16 protein-coding genes are annotated in these 18483 nt (G+C 63.7%); 9 read left to right on the forward strand and 7 right to left on the reverse strand.

Features of this window, described 5'->3' with window-relative positions; translation table 11 throughout:
- Positions 1-430: 430 nt before the first annotated feature.
- The 5 genes from AV059_RS17250 to AV059_RS17270 all read right to left on the reverse strand — a co-directional run bounded on the left by AV059_RS17250 (position 431) and on the right by AV059_RS17270 (position 7647).
- Positions 431-1177, reverse strand: coding sequence for an MBL fold metallo-hydrolase (locus tag AV059_RS17250; RefSeq protein WP_058996440.1), 747 nt, complete (start codon positions 1175-1177; stop codon positions 431-433).
- 64 nt (positions 1178-1241) lie between these two features.
- Positions 1242-2903: an ATP-dependent DNA ligase LigA gene (ligA, locus tag AV059_RS17255; protein ID WP_058996442.1), complete on the reverse strand. Its 1662-nt coding sequence runs from the start codon at positions 2901-2903 to the stop codon at positions 1242-1244.
- A 38-nt stretch (positions 2904-2941) separates the two neighbouring features.
- Positions 2942-5389, reverse strand: a complete 2448-nt coding sequence (locus tag AV059_RS17260; RefSeq protein ID WP_058996443.1) for a type II secretion system F family protein — start codon at positions 5387-5389, stop codon at positions 2942-2944.
- A 1-nt stretch (position 5390) separates the two neighbouring features.
- Positions 5391-7013, reverse strand: coding sequence for a type II/IV secretion system ATPase subunit (locus AV059_RS17265; RefSeq protein WP_058996446.1), 1623 nt, complete (start codon positions 7011-7013; stop codon positions 5391-5393).
- Positions 7014-7146: 133 nt separating this feature from the next.
- Positions 7147-7647, reverse strand: a complete 501-nt coding sequence (locus tag AV059_RS17270; RefSeq protein ID WP_058996449.1) for a TIGR04206 family protein — start codon at positions 7645-7647, stop codon at positions 7147-7149.
- A gap of 102 nt (positions 7648-7749) precedes the next feature.
- Between AV059_RS17270 and AV059_RS17275 the strand changes: the two genes are divergently transcribed.
- Positions 7750-8175: a DUF5793 family protein gene (locus AV059_RS17275; RefSeq protein ID WP_058996451.1), complete on the forward strand. Its 426-nt coding sequence runs from the start codon at positions 7750-7752 to the stop codon at positions 8173-8175.
- Between the two features lie 15 nt (positions 8176-8190).
- Here AV059_RS17275 and AV059_RS17280 read toward each other — a convergent pair whose 3' ends face one another.
- Complete coding sequence (locus AV059_RS17280) at positions 8191-8973, reverse strand: NAD-dependent deacylase (RefSeq protein WP_058996452.1); 783 nt, start codon at positions 8971-8973, stop codon at positions 8191-8193.
- Positions 8974-9211: 238 nt separating this feature from the next.
- On the opposite strand from AV059_RS17280, the gene sucC reads away from it, so the two are divergent.
- The 5 genes from sucC to AV059_RS17305 all read left to right on the forward strand — a co-directional run bounded on the left by sucC (position 9212) and on the right by AV059_RS17305 (position 14080).
- Positions 9212-10360: an ADP-forming succinate--CoA ligase subunit beta gene (sucC, locus tag AV059_RS17285; RefSeq protein WP_058996454.1), complete on the forward strand. Its 1149-nt coding sequence runs from the start codon at positions 9212-9214 to the stop codon at positions 10358-10360.
- A complete protein-coding gene (gene sucD / locus AV059_RS17290) occupies positions 10357-11229 on the forward strand; it encodes a succinate--CoA ligase subunit alpha (RefSeq protein WP_058996457.1) in 873 nt (290 codons plus the stop codon). Before sucC ends, sucD begins: the two co-directional genes overlap by 4 nt.
- A 43-nt stretch (positions 11230-11272) precedes the next feature.
- Entirely contained in the window at positions 11273-12265 is a 993-nt protein-coding gene (locus AV059_RS17295; protein WP_058996458.1) for an ATP-binding protein, read from the forward strand.
- A 243-nt stretch (positions 12266-12508) separates the two neighbouring features.
- Positions 12509-12745 (forward strand): hypothetical protein, encoded by a 237-nt coding sequence (locus AV059_RS17300; protein WP_004593153.1) that lies wholly within the window; start codon positions 12509-12511, stop codon positions 12743-12745.
- A 264-nt stretch (positions 12746-13009) separates the two neighbouring features.
- The gene (locus AV059_RS17305) at positions 13010-14080 is read left to right on the forward strand and encodes a HAMP domain-containing sensor histidine kinase (RefSeq protein ID WP_058996460.1); all 1071 of its coding nucleotides are present in this window, start codon (positions 13010-13012) and stop codon (positions 14078-14080) included.
- A gap of 20 nt (positions 14081-14100) precedes the next feature.
- Here AV059_RS17305 and AV059_RS17310 read toward each other — a convergent pair whose 3' ends face one another.
- Positions 14101-14532 carry an SRPBCC family protein gene (locus AV059_RS17310; protein ID WP_058996462.1) on the reverse strand — a complete coding sequence of 144 codons (432 nt, stop codon included), beginning with the start codon at positions 14530-14532 and terminating at the stop codon, positions 14101-14103.
- 60 nt (positions 14533-14592) lie between these two features.
- Here AV059_RS17310 and AV059_RS17315 point away from each other — a divergent pair, with 60 nt between their 5' ends.
- The 3 genes from AV059_RS17315 to AV059_RS17325 are packed head-to-tail and all read left to right on the forward strand — an operon-like array spanning position 14593 to position 18448.
- Positions 14593-15495, forward strand: a complete 903-nt coding sequence (locus tag AV059_RS17315; protein WP_058996465.1) for an ABC transporter ATP-binding protein — start codon at positions 14593-14595, stop codon at positions 15493-15495.
- Positions 15496-17367, forward strand: coding sequence for an ABC transporter permease (locus tag AV059_RS17320; protein WP_058996466.1), 1872 nt, complete (start codon positions 15496-15498; stop codon positions 17365-17367).
- Positions 17360-18448 (forward strand): ABC transporter permease, encoded by a 1089-nt coding sequence (locus tag AV059_RS17325; protein WP_058996468.1) that lies wholly within the window; start codon positions 17360-17362, stop codon positions 18446-18448. Before AV059_RS17320 ends, AV059_RS17325 begins: the two co-directional genes overlap by 8 nt.
- Positions 18449-18483: the final 35 nt, after the last annotated feature.

The following is an 18483-nucleotide window of genomic DNA, read 5'->3' on the forward strand; positions in this document are numbered from 1 at the left end:
TGGCCCATGGTGTAGACGGCGGAACAAAGAGAAAGATGGCACCGAAAAGTAGGATTAAGTAGATCACCTGTTCGGTGATGAAATAGCCGAGACTGGCCGCGAGTGAGGGTCGAAAGCCGGCCCTCCAGAACGACACAACGATGATCGTTCCGAACAACAAGCCTGTCCCCATCGTTGATAGCGGAAGTTCGACCTGAATCGCATCAGCTACTGCAGCACCGAAAGACCAGAGTGAACTCCCAACGAGGACCCAGACCAGCAGTAGGTGCCCGAACGAAGGCGTTCGGTCGGCCGAGGAACGTGCCTCCCCTGCTCGCTCGCTGGAACGTTCCATCACAGTGGTGTTCCTGTGACCGATTTAATATTGTTTTGACTGATAGATGCAGCAGAAAAGCTAGCGTCTCGGGTCACGGTCTGGCTGTTGCACCAGCTAGTTCTCGTCCAGGACGACCGGGACGCCGCGTTTGGCGACGTCTTCGGCAAACGCACCGGAATCCGCTTCCAGCGACGTGAACGTGTTGTAGTGCATCGGGAGCACGAGGTCGGGGTCCATCGCTTCAGCGAGGTCGGCGGCCTCGTGGCGGTTCATCGTGTAGTTCTTGGCGATAGAGGGGACGAACAGCGACACGTCGAGTTCGGCGTGGCCGTCCAGTACGTCGGTGTCGCCGGGCCAGAACACGTGGGTGTCGTCCAGCGAGACGAGGAAGCCACAGCCGATGCCCCTCGGGTGGATGGGGCTGCCGTCGTCTTTCAGGTTCCGGCCGTCTTCGTGGTTGTACGCCGGCATGGTCCAGATGGGAACGTCGTGGACCAGCACATCGGCTTCCATCGACACCTTGCGGACCTCGTAGTCGAGGTCGGCGAGGCGGTCAAGGTCGCGGTCGGTCGCGTGGACGTTGATGCCCTCGAACGCGACGACGGTGGCGTCCTCGCTTGCGACACGGCGGATGCCGTCGGGGTCGTAGTGGTGGATGTGGGTCACACAGACGATGTCGCCGTCTTTCGGAGCGTAGTCCCGCGTCGGTGGATGACCGATGCCGGGCGTGTCCGGTTCCCACTCGCCTGTGAGGACGCCGTACCGACCGGGGTCGAAGTAGACCACCGTGTCCTCGCCTTCCAGCCGGAGCGTCGCGTAGCCGAGCCACTCCGCGGTGATGCCGTCGTGTCGGACTGTCATGAACGGGTGTTCTCGGAGACGCCCATTACGCGTGTCGGTCCGTCCCGAAACGGTCCCGTCGGCGCTACTGTGACGCCGCCAGCCGTTCGACGCGCTCCAGCGAGTCAGCGCTGTCAGGCGTCTTGTCCTCGCGGACTGAGAGGAACCGGGGGAACCGAAGCGCATATTCCGAGGCGTAGGACTGCGAAGCCTGGATCTCCTCGTAACCGACTTCGAAGACGACGGCTGGGTCGAGCACCACGTCGCGGCCATCCTCGCGTCGGATGTGTGATTCGAAGCGCTCCGTCAGGTCGTCCAGTTCCTCGTCGGTGATGCCGGTCGCGACATTGCCGACGGTGGCGTAGCCGTCGTCAGTTCGGACAGAAAGCTCAAACGACCCGAGGACGTTCGCCCGGCGGCCCTCGCCCCACTCCGCGCCGGTGACGACGCAGTCGAGCGTCTCCACGTCAGGTTTGCGCTTGCGCCAGTGCTTGCCCCGCTTACCGGGCGAGTACGCCGCCGTCGGGTCCTTCAGCATGATACCCTCCTGTCCAGCGTCGAGGGCCGCCGTTTCCAGGTCTTCAATCTCATCGGGGTCGTCCGAGAGCCACATCTGGGAGACAACATCGCTTTCGGCCGGGAACAGTGATTTGAGACGGTCGTGGCGCGTCTCCAGTGGGGCATCGAGCAGGTCCTCACCGGCGGCGTGCAGACAGTCGAATGCGTGAAGCCGGACGGCCACGTCCTCGCGGGCCGCAGCTACGTCGTGTTTCCGGCGGAAGCGCCGCAGCACCTCCTGAAACGGGAGCGGGTCGCCGTCGGCGTCGACAGCGACCACCTCGCCGTCGAGGATTGCCGGTGCGTCCAGCGTCGACTCCACGGTGTCGACGACCTCCGGGAGCGGGTCGGTGACTTCCTCCATGTTCCGGGAGAACAGCCGCGCGTCCTCGCCGTCGAAGTGGACCTGGACGCGAGCGCCGTCGTACTTCCACTCGACGGCAGCGCGGCCCCAGTCTTCGAGCGCTCCAGCGACCGTGCCCGCCTGTGCCAGCATCGCCTGAACGGGGCGACCGATTTCGAGGGTGACGGTCGCCAGTCCGGACTCCCCCTCGTCGCGGGCCACTTCGGCGACCATGCCGTAGTCGTTCGACACCTGCACGGCCCGTTCGACGGCCTCGACTGACACGTCAAAAGCGGCCGCGGCGGCGTCCCGGACCGTCCCCTCGCCGACGCCGATTCGCATCTCCGAGAGGACGAGTCGAGCGAGGTAGCCGGCTTCCGTCGACGAACACCGCGAGAACAGGCCAAAGAGGATATCGACTTTCGTCCCTTGGCTCCCACTGCCGTCGACGGCGGCCAAGTTCCGTAGCTCGGCGTCGAGTTCCGCTACCGTGATGGCGTCACTCCCGCCACCAGCGCCGAACGCGGCGAGTCCCTGTTGGCCGCCGAGGTCGTAGCTGGCTGCGACAGCACCGATTTCACCCATGTCGGCGAGGCGCTGCTCCACATCGTCGGCACTGATGTTCTGGCCCGCCGCCCGGGCAATCGCCTCGTAGCAGAGCCGCGGCCCGATATCGAGCGTGCGGGACTCGTAGGCCGGAAACACCCGCCCCTGTACGAAGCGAGCGAGCGTCGAGAGGTCCGGCCCCGCGTCGGTGAACAGGTCGGTCACCGCCTCGGTTATCGCGGTGTCGGCACTCTCGGCTTCGATTGCTTCGGCGCGGTCGGCGAAGGCGGCGAACTCCATCAGCGCCTCCTACCCGATTGGGCACTGTAAATCCAGCGTCACTCGACCGTGTACTCGACGGTGACGTTCTCGCCGGCCGTCGACGACGCATATGGCCGGTCCGGGGCCCCCGAACTGTCGCCGAAGCGGTAGTCGAGTTGCTGGTTCCCGTTAGTGTCCTGATGGGCGACGAGCACGAGCGACTGGCCGGTCGACGGCGGCCTGTCAAGCGTTATCTGGACGTCGCCGTGGGACCCTGAGGAGAGGTACTCGGAAGTTCCAAGCACTCTTCCATCCTCCTCGAACTCCCGGACAACAATGAACCCACCCTCCGAAAGAGACGCTGATTCGACCGTTATCTGGTCACCGGAAACGGCTGGGCTGGTGACCGTCATTGATGCGACCGGCGAGGAGAGGAGAATGAACGCGATGTACGCGACGCCCAGCAAAATCGCGGCGTGTTTCGCGCCGTCCTTGAGCGTACCCTCGCCGAGTTGACCGCCAATGAAGCCCGTCAGAACCGCCTGAATGAGGGCAGTGTGGAAGAAAACAAGCGTGTACGCGGCCTTGTCGACGCGGCCGAAGCGAGCGAACTGGTCGACGTTGACGCCGAGGCGGTTCGACTCCCCGGCCGGCGTCGGCACGCTGGAGGGCAGACTCGGGACGAGAACTTCCTGCACGGCGACAATGATGACCAGAAACACCAGGAAGGCGACGTAAATGACGACGAGGTAGGTGAGCATCTGCTGGCGCCGCCGCCGTTTCAGCCGGAGGTCGGCCCGCGACTGGGTCGCCGCGATGCGGAACACCTGGCCGAGCTGGCCCGAGGCGTGCATCGCGTGGGTCAACAGTGTCACGATGCGCGTAATCGCCGTCGTCTGGACCCGACGACCGAACCGGACGAGCGCGTCGTCGACGTTCGCGCCCATCCTGATGTCGGCCCAGATACGGTGCATCTCCTGCGTGAGGACGCCGATGTCACTGCCCCGGACCCGTCGAAGGCTCTCGACGACGGTCATTCCGGCCTCGTTCAGACTCGCCAGCCGTTCGAGCAGGTCCGGCGTCGCGTCCTCAATGCGGGACAGCCGCTGCGTGTAGATGAACCGCACCAGCGCGAACGGCCCCAGAACCAGCAGGACCGACTGGATGACGAGGTCATCAAGCAAACGGATGTTGACTGTCGACGCCTGGAACGCAGGTGGGGCACGGACGAGCAACAGCACTACCGCGACGGGCACGGTGAGGTAGAGGACGTACACCGGGTTCCAGACCAGCGACTGAATCGGGGAGCTAAGCAGCTCCCGAAGCGATTTCACGCGGTCGTGGAACCTGAGCCGGTCCCAGTTTGCCTCGTCGGCCGGAACGACGCCACCGTCGGGCAGGCCGAGGCGGTTGGTCCCCAAGCTGGGTTTCCCCAACGTCGCCGTTTCGTACCGGTCCAAAATATCTGTCGTCCCGCCGTTCCCGATGCCCAGCGACTGGAGCTTGCTATCGAGATATACCATGAACCCGACGTTAGCCAGCGGGATAACGAGATACGCCATCATCTGTAATAGCCAGAGCGTGTCCGTCGTCGTCAGGCCGAAGACGAGGAGAATCGTCATCAGGAAGAGGACGGCGGCGACGAACACGGTGACGTACGCCTCGGCGACCGTTGCCAGCCGCTCCAGTAGGTCTTCCTGCCGCTCGGCGGCCTGCTCCTGATGGCGTTCGTACTGCTCGCGGAGGAACGGGGCCAGCGACTGGCCGCTCTGGAGGACGCTGGAGAGGTTCTCGGTGAAGGTCTTGAACTGTTCGCTGGGAGTCCGCCGGGAGACGTGTTCGAGCGCCGTGATCATGTCCCGGCCGAACAGGTCCATCTCTCTGACGGCGACGCCGACCTCTCTGGCCGTGTCGCCATAGATCTCTTGATTCCGGGCCAGCACACGCATCACGTCGGGGAAGGACATTCCACCGCGGGAGAGCGCGTACATGAAGGCGATGGTGCGGGCCATCCCCTCGTCGATGTTCCGGCTCCGCACGTCTGCCTGATTTTTCAGCCGTTCCCAGCGGTAGAGGTACGTGAGGCCGGCCGTTGCTGCGCCCGAAAGCACCCCGCCACCGATGAGGATGTACAGCGTCTGTGTCGGCGTCAACACGAGTTCGAACGTTCGCAGGCCGAAGGCGTTCACCATCGTCGAGGGGAGTCCCTGTGCGAGGTTCACCAGCGCCGGCAGGACCAGTAGAAAACCGCCGATGGCGTACGCGCCGGTGATAGCGCCTGCGACGGCCCCTACACAGGCGTACACCAGCGTTCTGGCAGCGTAGCCGCGGTACGTCTCGTCGACGTATGCGGCTTCGAGCTGGCGTTCCCGTTCGGGCGACTGGCCTACGTACCGGCCGAAGAGCCGTCGGGACAGCCGCGTGACGTTGCGGTCGAAGCGCTCGTTGACGGTGCTGTAGCCGACCAGTCCGAGAATCCCAACGACGACGGCGAGCGGTGCCAGACCGAGCGGGTTCAGCGCCATGTCAGGCTATCGCGTCGTCGTCGATGTTTGCTATGACCTGCTCTTTGTCCGCGTAGTACTTGTTGACCATCGCCGTGAACTTCCGGTAGTCGGTGATACCTTCGGACTGGAGATAGCGGAGGAACCGCTGACGGTTGCGGAGTTCGGTCAGCAGTTCTGACTGCGTCCAGCCGCGCTCCTCGCGGATTTCGTCCAGTAGCTCGCTGTTGTTCTCGGAGAAGCGGTCCTCGGTGGCCCGCCAGTTGTACGTCGTTGAGTAGTCCAGTTCGCCGGTCCGCTGGTCGATACCCTCGATTTCGGCGAGCGTCTTCGCACGGCGGACGCGCTCATCGCCCGAGCGGGCAAGCACCTGCACACAGAGGATATCGAGGCTCTGAACCATCGGCCGTGGGACGTTGATCGGCTCGTTCTCCAGCCGATTGATGACGGTCTGGACCGAGTCCGCGTGCATCGTTGAGAAGGTCGTGTGCCCGGTGTTCATTGCCTGAAACAGCGTGATAGCTTCCTCGCCACGAACCTCGCCGACGATGATGTACTCGGGGCGGTGCCGGAGCGCGGACCGCAGCAAATCGTACATCGTGATGTCCGAATCGCCCAGGCGCTCGCGGGTGACCGAGGAGAGCCAGTTGTCGTGATACAGAGATAGCTCGCGGGTGTCCTCGATTGACAGCACCTTCGACCGGGGCGGGAGGAACATCGCCAGCGCGTTCATCGACGTGGTCTTGCCGGCCGCCGTCCCGCCCGCGAAGATGAGCGACTTGTTGGACTCGATGGCGAGCCAGAGGTAGGCCAGCATCTCGACGGAGAACGTACCGTACTCCAGCAGTTCGATGGGTGTGAACGGCTCGTCGGCGTACTTCCGAATGGTAAACGCGGAGCCACGTGGAGTCACTTCTTCGCCGAGCGCCAGTTCAATACGGGAGCCGTCCGGGAGCGTCGTGGAGACAACAGGGTCCGAAACGGAGACGTGTCGCCCCGAGCGCTGTGCCAGTTGGATGACAAAGTCGTTCAGTTCGTCGGCGTCGTATGTGATGTTCGTCTCGATGTCCGTGTAGCCGTCGTGGTAGACGAAGATGGGAAGGTTCGCTCCGTCACAGGAGATATCCTCGATGTCAGGGTCGTGCATCAGAGGGTCGATGTGACCGTAGCCCTGGAAAGAGCGATGCAGGTAGTAAAACAGGCGGTAGAACGTCTCGGGCTCGATGACAACGCCGTACTCCTCCAGCCTGGCTTCGAGCTCCTCGGTGAGGACGCGCTCCGGGTCGGCGTCGACGTCGTCGCGGTAGATGAGCGGGATGCGGATGTCCTCGAACAGGCGGTCGAGCAGTTCCCGCTCGATGTCGGAAAGCGACGGCTCGACGACGTGGTACAGGTGCTCGTCGCGGTCGGGATCGTGATTGAGAGAGGCGAAGGCGAACGGGGCGTTCAGCCAGTAGCGGTCGACCTCGTTGTAACCGTCCAGACCGTCGAATTCGACCAGTGTCCCGTGGCGACTGGGGTCGTAGTTCGCCGTCGGAACTGCTGACCCGCTCAACACCGTTGCGGTCCGCGAAAGCCACGACTGGATGTGGCCGAGCGGGTCCGAAACGAAGTCACCGGGTTCGGGAGAGTCTGGGTTCGACATCGGTGGTGCAGTGGGGAGCACACGGTGCTCCGCGGAATATACCTCTGCTATCGTATCCACCTACTTAAATTCGCTCGCCAAATTATCAGGAGTATAATCGCCAGCGGTCGGACGAACAAGACCGGACTGGCTGTTACGCCCGGTCGACGGTCAGCAGCAGATAGGCGAACACGAGGGCGACGAGCGCCCCGATGGGGACGGTGATACCGGGGAACGACGTGATGAATAGCCCGCTGGCCGCGAGCGTGAGGACGCCCACAAGTCCGAGCAGCCCGCCGAACAGTCGGACAGGGTCGACGGGCAGGCTCGCTTCGACGCGGTCCTCAGCGGCGTAGTAATAGAGGCTGAGGCCGAGCGGGAACAGGAAAACGGCCAGGGCCGCGACCCCGAGTGTCCCGGCGAGCGCAAGCGGCTCCGACTCCTGGAACGCGGCGACCTGCCAGGCCCAGAGAAACGGCCGCTCGCCGGGGAGCGTCGCACCGAAAATGAACTGGAACCGAAAGGGGAGAAAGCGAAGCCCGACGACAGTCACTCCCTCAATCTCGAACAGCGACACCGACCACGGGGCCAGTCCCACGAGCCACGTCGCAAGCACCGCGAACTCGCCCGCGTACTCTGATTTCACCCAGGCCATACTACTGTCAGAGGGTGGGCCGGTCCGGTAAAAGCTACCGATACCAACAGTCGGTGCGCCGTTACGTTCATTTGGCCAGGCCACGTACCTGTAAACACCGGAATGAGGCGTGATTACTTCACCGTCGACATCCAGGCTTCGGCCACCGACAACGACGACCCGACGATCGCGATTGTATACGATGGGCCGACAGGAGAGCTCCGTGAACGCCTCAGCAAAGTAGACGGCGGCACACTCGACGGCGAAGATATCGACGTGACCTTCCGCCGCCAGCCAGAGAGCGACGGCGTGCTCTCGCTGACGAACCGACTCACCGGCGAGTACGTCTTCGAGGCGACAGCACCGACGGCGGACGTCGACGCGCTCGTTTCCGCGGCGGACGCCCAAGAAGACCCACAGTTTACAGTCCGCCTCACCGACAGCGAGAGCGAGTCACGGACCTACGAACTGCGGACGCTACTCGTCTACGACCACGACGGGAGCCTCCTGCGCGGGCAGAGCCTGATTCCCGGCAGCGTCGAACTGTAAGCCGTTTCCGCGCTGCTACACCCGCTCGACAATCGCCGGAAGAACCCGCGTGACATCCGCACGAAGCACGTGCGCCGCACTCGCGTCACGCGGCGTCTCCTCGTAGTTGACCACGACCAGCGTGCTGCCCGCCTCCGCCGCGATTTTCGGAAGCAGTGAGGCGGGCTGGACCGACAGCGACGACCCCACGGCGAGGAACACGTCGCTGTCCCGTGCGAGGCGCTGGCTCTCGTTCATCGCCACGTCGGGCATGGGTTCGCCGAACAGCACCACATCGGGCCGATAGACGCCGCCACAGTCACAGCGCGGCGGCAGATCGCTGCTCTCGGCAGCTTCCTCAAATACCGCCTCGGCGTCCCGACGGTGACCGCAGTCGTCACAGACCACGCGCTGGTGGGTCCCGTGGAGTTCGATGACTCGCTCCGTGCCGGCAGCGTCGTGCAGTCCGTCGATGTTCTGCGTGAGCACAGCGTCGAGCTGCCCCGCGGATTCGAGCGTCGCCAGTGCCTCGTGAGCAGTGTTAGGTTCAGGGTCGATGTCGCCGTAGATAGCCTCTCGAAGCGAGAGTCGGTCCGCCCAGAAGCCCGCTGGGTCGGCGTCGAGCCGACGGCGGTGGAAGTCCGCCGGGTCGTGGCGCTCCCAGATACCGTCGTCGCCGCGAAAGGAGGGGATGCCCGACGCTGTCGAGACGCCTGCGCCGGTGAGCGCGACAGCAGTCTCAGCCGCGCGAAGCGCCTCGGCCACCGCATCGAGCGTTTCGCCGTCAATATCGTCGATCCCGTGCCTGTCGTCGGCCATACGCTTGCTTCGGAGTGCGATGCTGTGGGTCTATCGGATTGGGGTACCCGAACTGGATGAACAAGACAACAGGGACAGCAATGGACGCGCCCTCTTGTCCCAAGCATCCATACTACAGCTATACCACCGCGTGCGACTCGCTCGCTCTGGCAACCCACAGTAAACTGGGACTACCTGCTTGGTCGCAAGAAGAGAAACGGACGGATTTAAAACGTCACCGCTCGCCTTTCTGCATGACATGCGCTTGCACGAATACCAGGCGAAGCAAGTCTTCGCTGACGCGGGCATCCCGACGCCCGCCTCGCAGCTGGCCGAGACAGTAAATGAGGCCGTCGACGCGGCCGAGGAAATCGGATATCCGGTCGCCATCAAGGCACAGGTCCACGTGGGCGGCCGTGGCAAGGCTGGCGGCATCAAGCTCGTCGAGTCCAAGGAGGAGGCCCGCGAGGCTGCCGAGGACATCATCGGGATGGACCTCAAGGGCTACCACGTCTCGAAAGTGCTCGTCGAGGAAGCCGTCGACTTCGTCAACGAACTGTACGTCGGCGTGACGATGGACCGCGGCGAGGGCCGCCCGGTCGCAATGGTCTCGACGAAAGGCGGCGTCAACATCGAGGAGGTCGCCGAGGAGGACCCCGACGCCATCGCCCGCGAGCACATCGACCCCGCGTTCGGAATGCACCCGTTCCAGGCCCGGAAAGTCGTCTACGAGGCCGGCGTCGACCGCGAGGTCGCAAACGACGTTGCGAGCGTCCTCACGACGCTGTACCAGCTCTGGGACGACCGTGACGGCGCTGACACGGAGATCAACCCGCTGATGATTACCAGCGACGACGAGGTCATCGCGGCCGACGCTGTCATGAACGTCGACGGTGACGCCCTGTTCCGCCAGCCCGAAATCGCAGAGATGGGCGAAGAAGCGGCGGAAGGCGATGAACTCGAACAGAAGGCCGACGAGTACGGATTCGATTACGTCCGACTCGACGGCAACGTCGGCATCATCGGCAACGGTGCGGGCCTCGTGATGACGACGCTGGACCTCGTTGATTACTACGACGGCGAGCCCGCCAACTTCCTCGATGTCGGTGGCGGCGCGAAGGCCGACCGTATCGCAAACGCGCTTGATATGGTGTTCTCCGACGAGAACGTTGATTCGGTCGTGTTCAACATCTTCGGCGGTATCACCCGTGGTGACGAGGTCGCCAACGGTATCAACCAGGCGCTGGAGCAGTTCGACGAGATTCCGAAGCCGGTCACCGTGCGACTCGCAGGGACCAACGCCGAGGAGGGAATGGAGATTCTGAACGAGGATCTGGTGACGGTCGAGCACACGCTGGAGGACGCCGTCCAGCGTGCGGTTGAGTACGCAAAGGAGGTGGAAGCATGAGTGTTCTAGTCGACGAAGACACACGCATCGTTGTACAGGGAATCACCGGCGGTGAAGGGAAGTTCCACACCGAACAGATGCTGGAGTACGGCACGAACGTCGTCGCCGGCGCAGTGCCTGGCCGCGGCGGGCAGGAAGTCGCCGGTGTGCCGGTGTTCGACACGGTGCAGGGCGCAGCTCGCGAGGCCGACGCGAACGCCGCCGTCGTGTTCGTCCCGCCGGCCTTCGCCGGCGACGCCTGCTTCGAGGCGCTCGATGCGAAGGGTATCGACCTCGTGGTCGCCATCACTGAGGGCATCCCGACGCAGGATATGGCCCGGGTCTACCGCAAACTGCAGGAGACCGACACGCATCTTGTCGGTCCGAACTGCCCCGGCGTCATCACGCCCGGCGTCGCCAAGCTCGGTATCCTCCCGGGGAACATCTTCTCCGAGGGGAACGTCGGTCTCGTCTCCCGTTCGGGGACGCTGACCTACCAGGTCGTCGACAACCTCACCAACCGCGGTATCGGTCAGTCGACGGCTATCGGCATCGGCGGCGACCCAATCATCGGGACGGACTTCATCGGCGCGCTCGAACAGTTCGAGGCCGACCCCGACACCCACGCCGTCGTGATGTGCGGCGAGATCGGCGGCGAGGACGAGGAGGAGGCCGCCCGCTACATTGGCGAGCACATGGACACGCCAGTCGCCGGCTTCATCGCCGGCCGCACGGCCCCGCCCGGAAAGCGCATGGGTCACGCCGGCGCTATCGTCTCCGGCTCCGGTACCGGGACCGCGCAGTCGAAGATTACCGCGCTAGAGGACAACGGCGTCCCTGTCGGCGACACGCCGGAAGAAGTCGCCGACCACGTCGAAGACCTGCTGTAGGGCACCGTCGGTTTCTTATCGCCTGTTTTCGTAGTGTTACCAAATGACGCCTGCCCGTGGCACCGTCTATCTCGTGGCCGGTACCGAAGCGACTGATCTGGCTAAGACACTCTCCGAAGCACTGACCACGGACGGGACAACAGCTGAGGCCGTCCGAGACACGAGCACCGTACAGGACCGGCTGAACGACGGGGACGTCAGGGGTGTCGTCCTCAATGACGACGGTGAGTACGACGGGGTTGCGGTATTCGAGGAGCTGCGGGCGACAGGGGCCGATATTCCGATTGTCCTCGTTGCAAGCGACCCCGAACCGGACCGGGTCACCGAGGCGCTCCGGGCCGGCGTCACCGAGTATGTGACCGCAGAAACGCCGGCATCCCTGTTGGCCGCGAAGCTTGAAGCGTACGCGACCCGGTGGCCAACTGACTGGCGAGTCGGTGCCAGACAGTGGGACGAGATTTCGAGCGGCGTCTCCCACGACGCGAAGAACCCGCTGAACGTCGTCATGGGCCGGTTAGAGCTACTGGACATCGGCGAGCCCCACGAAGATGCCCTGTTTCGGTCCGTCGACCGAGTCGAATCGCTGCTGACCGATCTCTCTCGCATCGGAAGCGTCGCGTGTCCCGTCTCAGAAACCGATTCGCTTGCACTGGCTGACGTAGCCACTGAGGTCTGGGCCGCAGCAAGCTACGAGGACGCGACGCTCGAAGTACAGACGGACGCGGCTATTGACGCCGAACACGACCGACTGCAGTTGCTCCTCCGCGAACTGTTCGACAACGCGGTCACACACAGTGAGGGACCAGTAACCGTCACCATCGGGGCCACCGAGTCCGGGTTCTACGTGGCCGACGACGGCCCGGGGATTCCCGAAGCGGACCGCGACGAAGTGTTCGACCAGGGCTTCGGCACGACACGGGAGGGGGAGGGATACGGACTGTTCCTCGTCGACACTGCGGCGCGCGCCCACGGGTGGACAGTATCGGTCGGGAGCGGCAAATCCGGCGGCACGCGGATCGACGTGACGACAGCCTAGCGGTTTTCTCACCCACAATCGCTGTCGGTCTCTGGAAGACGGCGGCCGCTCTGGTCCCGAACTGGCTGTTTCCGAGATGTGTACGTAGCTAGTCGGCCCCCTCAACCATTACTGTCCAAGATATGAGATGTATGTGGTGCCGAAAACCGACGGACGGCGGCCGACCCGAACCTTCCGTCAACGGAAAGAAGCGGCCGTGAACGTTCCGGTATCGCTATAAGGGATGAATCTGTAGTTTCGAATATGCCTCATATTTGTCGGAACTGCAAGCGGACCTTCGGCACAGAACTCGAACTCGAACTCCACCGCGACACGTGTTCGGACGGACAGCTCTACTGCGACGAATGTGGCGACCGGTTCACCGAGCGAGCGGCGACGGAGGACGGCTGGCACTATCGATGTCCGAATGACGACTGTGACGGCACCGGAATCGACGACGACATCCACAAAGTATCGGACGCACGCGTAACCAAACAGTAACTGGCAAGAAGAACGGGCAGAGCCGGCAGTACCGCGGACGACAGACCGGGAAATACGCCGCTCACCTGTTCCGGTGGCCAGCAGATGTAAATGCACGTCTAACAAATCGATGCGGAAGTGACAGACCCAGATCGCCGCTCAGATCGCCTGCCAGCCCTTATTCAGGGAGTCGGGTGGCTGCTCCTTCTCGGAGGGGTCGCTAACTATTTTTATTTCTCCGATTCCGGCCTGTCAGCGCTTTTTACTGCTGATTTCGTTGTCAGTATGCTGGCAATCGTTCCGTTTGCAGCGGCGATCATCGTCGGTGGGTTCTGGCTCAGTAACTCGGAGATCAATCCGGACCACTATCGGCGTATCGGGGTCTGGTTCACTGGGGGACTCGTCTCTTTTCTGCTGTTGAATGTGGCGATGATTCTAACCTGGCCGACGGGGTCGCTAAGTGAAGACATCGGCTGGGCGCTGTTTGCGGCTATCGTCGGCGGCTTCGGTGGCCTCATGATGGGTATCTTCGAAGCGCGTGCGATATCCCGAGCCGTCGAGGTCGAGCGACAGCGGCTCCAGCGGGAGGCCATCGAGCAGCGCAACGAACGCCTCGACGAGTTCGCGGCCGTCGTGGCACACGACCTCCGGAACCCGCTCAACGTCGCATCAGGTCAGCTCGAACTCGAACGAATGGACCGTGACTCGGAACACCTGGAGACGGCTGCAACAGCGATGGACCGGATGGAAACGCTCATCGACCGGACGCTGACGCTGGCTCGAAGCGGACACGTCATTAGCGATACGGAGGCCGTGGATCTCGCAGAACTGGTCGATAGCTGCTGGGAGGCCGTGCCGACGGCGGATGCGACGCTCGAAAACGAAGTAACAGCCGTCATCAACGCCGACCCGGATCGGCTCCGTCACCTGTTCGAGAACCTGTTTCGGAACGCCGTGGAGCATGGCTCCACGGGCAGTCGGACACGGTCCGACGACAGTGTAGAACATGGTTCTACAAGCAGTCGGCCGGCGGCTGATGACACCCTCGAACGTGGCAGTGCTGACCTGACGATTCGTGCCGGCGAGATGGCTGGGGGGTTTTATGTCGCCGATGACGGCTCCGGAATCCCGCCCGAAAAGCGTGATGCGGTGCTCGACGACGGTTACACCACCACCGACGGCGAAGGCGGGCTTGGACTGGCAATCGTCCAGCGAATCGTCGAAGCCCACGGCTGGGAAATCGACGTGACCGAAAGCGACGGGGGCGGGACACGCTTCGAGATTACGGACATCACGAGGACGGATAGCTCCGAGGAAGACACCTACACGCGCTCGAAGACGCCGATACAGCCCTGATGAGTCAGCGCGGTCGCTGCCTATGCCTCGCGTTGCTGTGCCAGAGCGGCGATTCGCTGGCACGCTCGGGCACACACCGGAGCGTAGCCAGTCGCCAACAGAGGAATCTCGAACCCAACGACGGAGCCGGTAGCCCGTTCTTCGGCGAAGTGGCCGGTTGCAGGGAGCCGAGCGACATTCCACGTCCAGCGGTACGGTGCACACGTAGTCACCTCGAACGGGAGCCACATCGCGCCGGCAACGCGAACGCGGCCGGTCGTCCCGTCATCGATGTGCCGATCCGTCGTCTCGACGGCCGTGACCGACGGCCCCCAGTCTGACCAGCAGTCGGTGTCGGTCAGAACATCCCACACTGTGTCGACCGACGCATCGACGTCATGCAGGACGATCAGCCGTCGCCCGTCCGGTGTTTTACCGAGCGAAACACTGTTCGTGCCGAGTTCGAGAGCCATTATCAGAAGCAATAGGCCGGAGCCAAGGTATAGGTTAGTTCACCCACAATCAATCGGCAGATGATTGACGCCCGGGACATTCGGAAGGAGTACGGCGGTTTCGTCGCTGTACAGGGCAGTTCGTTTTCGGTCGACCGTGGTGAGGTGTTCGGTATCATCGGGCCGAACGGGGCCGGCAAGACGACGACGCTGAAGATGCTCGCGGGCCTGCTGGAGCCGACGAGCGGCTCCGCTGAGATAGCGGGACTCGACACCGAGACCGCGGAGATGCGCCAGCAACTGGGCTTTCTGCCCGAGGAATCGCCGCTGTACGAGGAGATGACGCCGATCTCCTACCTGAAATTCTTCGCCGATCTCTACGACGTGGACCCGGACGTGGCCGAGGAACGGATGCACGACACGCTGGACGAACTGGAACTCGAACACCGCGACCGAAAGCTCGGCGATATGTCCAAGGGGATGAAACGGAAGGTCGCCATTGCTCGCTCGCTGATCAACGACCCCGACGTGCTCATCTACGACGAACCGGCGTCGGGGCTGGACCCGTTGACGACGAACTACGTCATTGAGTTCACGGAGCAGTTGGCGAAAGAGGGGAAAACCATCGTCTTCTCGGCGCACAACCTCTTTCACGTCGAATCTATCTGCGACCGAGTCGTCATCATGAACGAGGGCGAAATCGTCGCCCGCGGCGACCTCGAAGAACTCCAGGCCGAGTACGGCCACACGCGGTATCACGTCTACACGACCGTCGACGTGCCCGGCGCAGCCAAGGAAAACGGGTCGTACAAGCGCGTCGTCGAGAGCATGGAGGAAGTCGAAGCAACGCGAGAACAGGCGGAGTCAAACGGCGGTGACGTGGTCGACATACGGACGGAGGAGTCCAGCCTGGAGGAGGTGTTCCTCAACGTCGCCGAGGCCGGCACTCGCGGCACGCGGTACGTCGAGGAGGACGCGGAGTAGATGCAGTTGGATAAGCTCCTGCGCGTCGCGAAGTGGGAGGTGACGAAAAACGCCGGCGGCGTCGACAAGCGGACTATCGTCGTGATGGCGCTGTCCCTTGTTGCGATGGGGGCGGTCGCCGCGATAGCCGTCAGCGGCGGCACTGGTGCGGGCATGGACGACGGCATCTACCGGATCGGCGTCGACGACGACAGCCCGTACTACGGCGTCGCGGCCGATGACCGGACGTTCGATATCCGTGAGCCAGACCCTGCTGCCGTCGAGCGACACCAACAAGAACTCCTGTACCGGGGGACCCAGCTACAGAGTGTTCCACGGACGGCCAAAGAGCGGGCCGCACTCACTGAACTCCGCGACAGCACAGCGCAGTACAACGACCGAACACTCGCTCGGGACGACAACCAGACCGCCGCCTTCCCCGTTTCTGTGACGCTTGTCTACGAGCAACAGTCGGGGAGCAGCCAGCTTGACCCCCGGAGCGACGACAGCAGCGATGGGTCAAGTTCCTCGGACAGCAGTGGGACGAGTACCGGCGGCAGCGGTGACGGGTCGGATACGAGCGGCACCGGTGGGTCAGTCGCAGGCGGCGGAGACGGTGGAACCGCCGGCGGCAGCGGCGCGAACCTCGGCGCTATCGGCGCACGGTTGACCGGCGACGTGCAGGGTGGCACTCCCTCCGATATCTCGCCGCCGTTCCCCTTCGAGTCGCTCGTGCTTGCCTTCCTCTACATCGTGCCGATGAACTTCGTTATTCAGGCCTACGGCTCGTCGATGCTCTCGGAACGGCTGAACCGCCGCGGTGAACTCCTGCTGGTAACGCCAGCCTCGCGGGGCGACATCATCGGCGGAAAGACGCTCCCGTACCTCGCGGGCGCTGTCGGCGTGGCGGCGCTCATCACCGCGGCGCTACGGTTCGGGAACATCGCGCCAGCGGGGAGTTACGTCGCGGTGCTGGCGGTGGTCCCGCTCGTCGTCCTCTTCCTCTCGGCGACGTTCTGCGGGGCGATGTTCGCCCGCTCGTTCAAGGAGCTCACCTTCGTGACGGTGACCATTACGGTGACGCTGACCTCCTACGCGTTCGTCCCGGCCATCTTCACCGACGTGACGCCGATTGCACTCATCTCGCCGCTGACGCTGGTCGTGCTTGACCTGACTGGCCAGTCCGTCGGGCTCTCGTCGTTCGTCTTCTCGACGACACCGCCACTCCTGACCGGACTGGTGTTGTTCGGTCTGGGGGCCGGTCTGTACCGGGAAGAGGATATGTTCACTCAGCGACCGATTCCGCTGAAGGTGCTCGATGCGCTGGCCGGTGGTATCAACTCCCGCCGGAGCGCGCTAAAGATGAGTATCGTCCTGTTGCCACTGGTCATCGTCGCCGAACTGGCAGCCATCGCGTTCCTGTTCGTCCTTGACTCGGTATCGCTGAACGTCTTCGGGACGAACCAGTCGCTCGGTATCGTCCTCGTGCTCGGCGTCATTGTCGTCATCGAGGAACTGGCTAAGAGCCTGCACGTCTACGCCGGCTACGAACACGCCCGCTACGAGCGGACGCTCCGGTCGGCGCTCGGCGTCGGTGCGCTCTCCGGACTCGGCTTCTTCATCGGGGAGAAAGGGCTGCTTATCGCCAGGCTCTCAGACCTGGAGAGCCTGCCTATCGGTGAAGCAGCCTTACAGGGCGCAACGTTGCCCGCCGGCCTGCCGCTGTGGGTTGCGGGGCTGCTGTTCCTCCTTCCGCTGGCGTTGCACACGGTGACAGCGGCCATCTCATCGGTCGGCGCGAGCCGCGGGCGACGGGCCTACGTCGCTGCGCTGACTGTGGCTATCGTCGTCCATTTCGCCTACAACTTCACGGTGGTGAGTACCCTTGTCTGAGGACCGCCCCCTCTGGCGCGACCCGCGAGTCGTCATAGCCCGGCGGGATATCCGGTCGCTCTCCCGCGAGAAGACCATCGTGCTGGCGTTGCTCATTCAGCTGTTCGTCGCGGGGTTCTCCTCGTTCCTCGTCGTCGGCCTCACATCGCTGTACGACCCCAGCTCGGTCGCGGCCGGCGAGGTGGAGATGGCTGTCACCGGCGATGCCCGCGAGGAACTGGAAGCCGCGGCCGCTGAACAGGACGGGACCAGCGTCACCGCCTTCGAGAACGAAACCGCCGCACAGCGGGCGTTCGACCAGCGCCGGGTAGACGCGATACTGCGCGGTGACTACGTGCCGTCGACGCGCGGGCCGGGGGAGCAGATAGCAGTCACGGCCATCGTTCCCGAAGGAAGCATCCGGTCGACGCTTATTGTCGTCGAAGTGCGCCGGGTCCTCAGCGCTCTAGAGCGCCAAGAGCGACTGGAGCGGACGCCGTATCTCGACCAGCCGCCCGTGCCGCTCCCGGACACCGTCAGCGCGAGCCAGTACTTCGGGTTCACCTACACCATTCTGATTCCGCTGTTGCTGTTCCTCCCGCCGTTCATCAGCGGCTCTGTGGCCGTCGACACCGTCACCGAGGAACTCGAGCGCGGGACGATGGAACTGCTCCGCGTGGCTCCGGTGTCGCTGCTTGACATCATCGACGGGAAGGCGCTGGGAATGGTGTTGCTTGCCCCCGCACAGGCGCTCATGTGGCTTGCGCTGCTGTCGACGAACGGTATCGCCGTTTCGAACCCAGCGGCGATTCTGCTGTTCATCACCGCAGTCACCGTCGTCGTCGTGACGCTCGGGGTCGTGCTGGGCATCACGCTCCAGAACCGTCGCCCGGCGCAGTTGCTGTTCTCCGTGCTTACCCTCGTGCTCTTTGGCGGAGCCGTACTCCTCCCGGAACACCCGGCAACGACGGTGGCGAAGCTTGCGGTCGATAGTCCGACCCTACTGACCTACAGCCACATCGGCGGGGCTGTCGTGCTAGCAGTTGCCGGCTACGCCGCGGCCAGAGTGTACATCGGGCGAGTCGCAGCTGAATCACTGTAACCGACGGCGAACCTTTTTCGCCAGCGCGGACGGGA

The sequence above is a fragment of the Haloarcula sp. CBA1127 genome, assembly GCF_001485575.1.
GTDB lineage: Archaea > Halobacteriota > Halobacteria > Halobacteriales > Haloarculaceae > Haloarcula.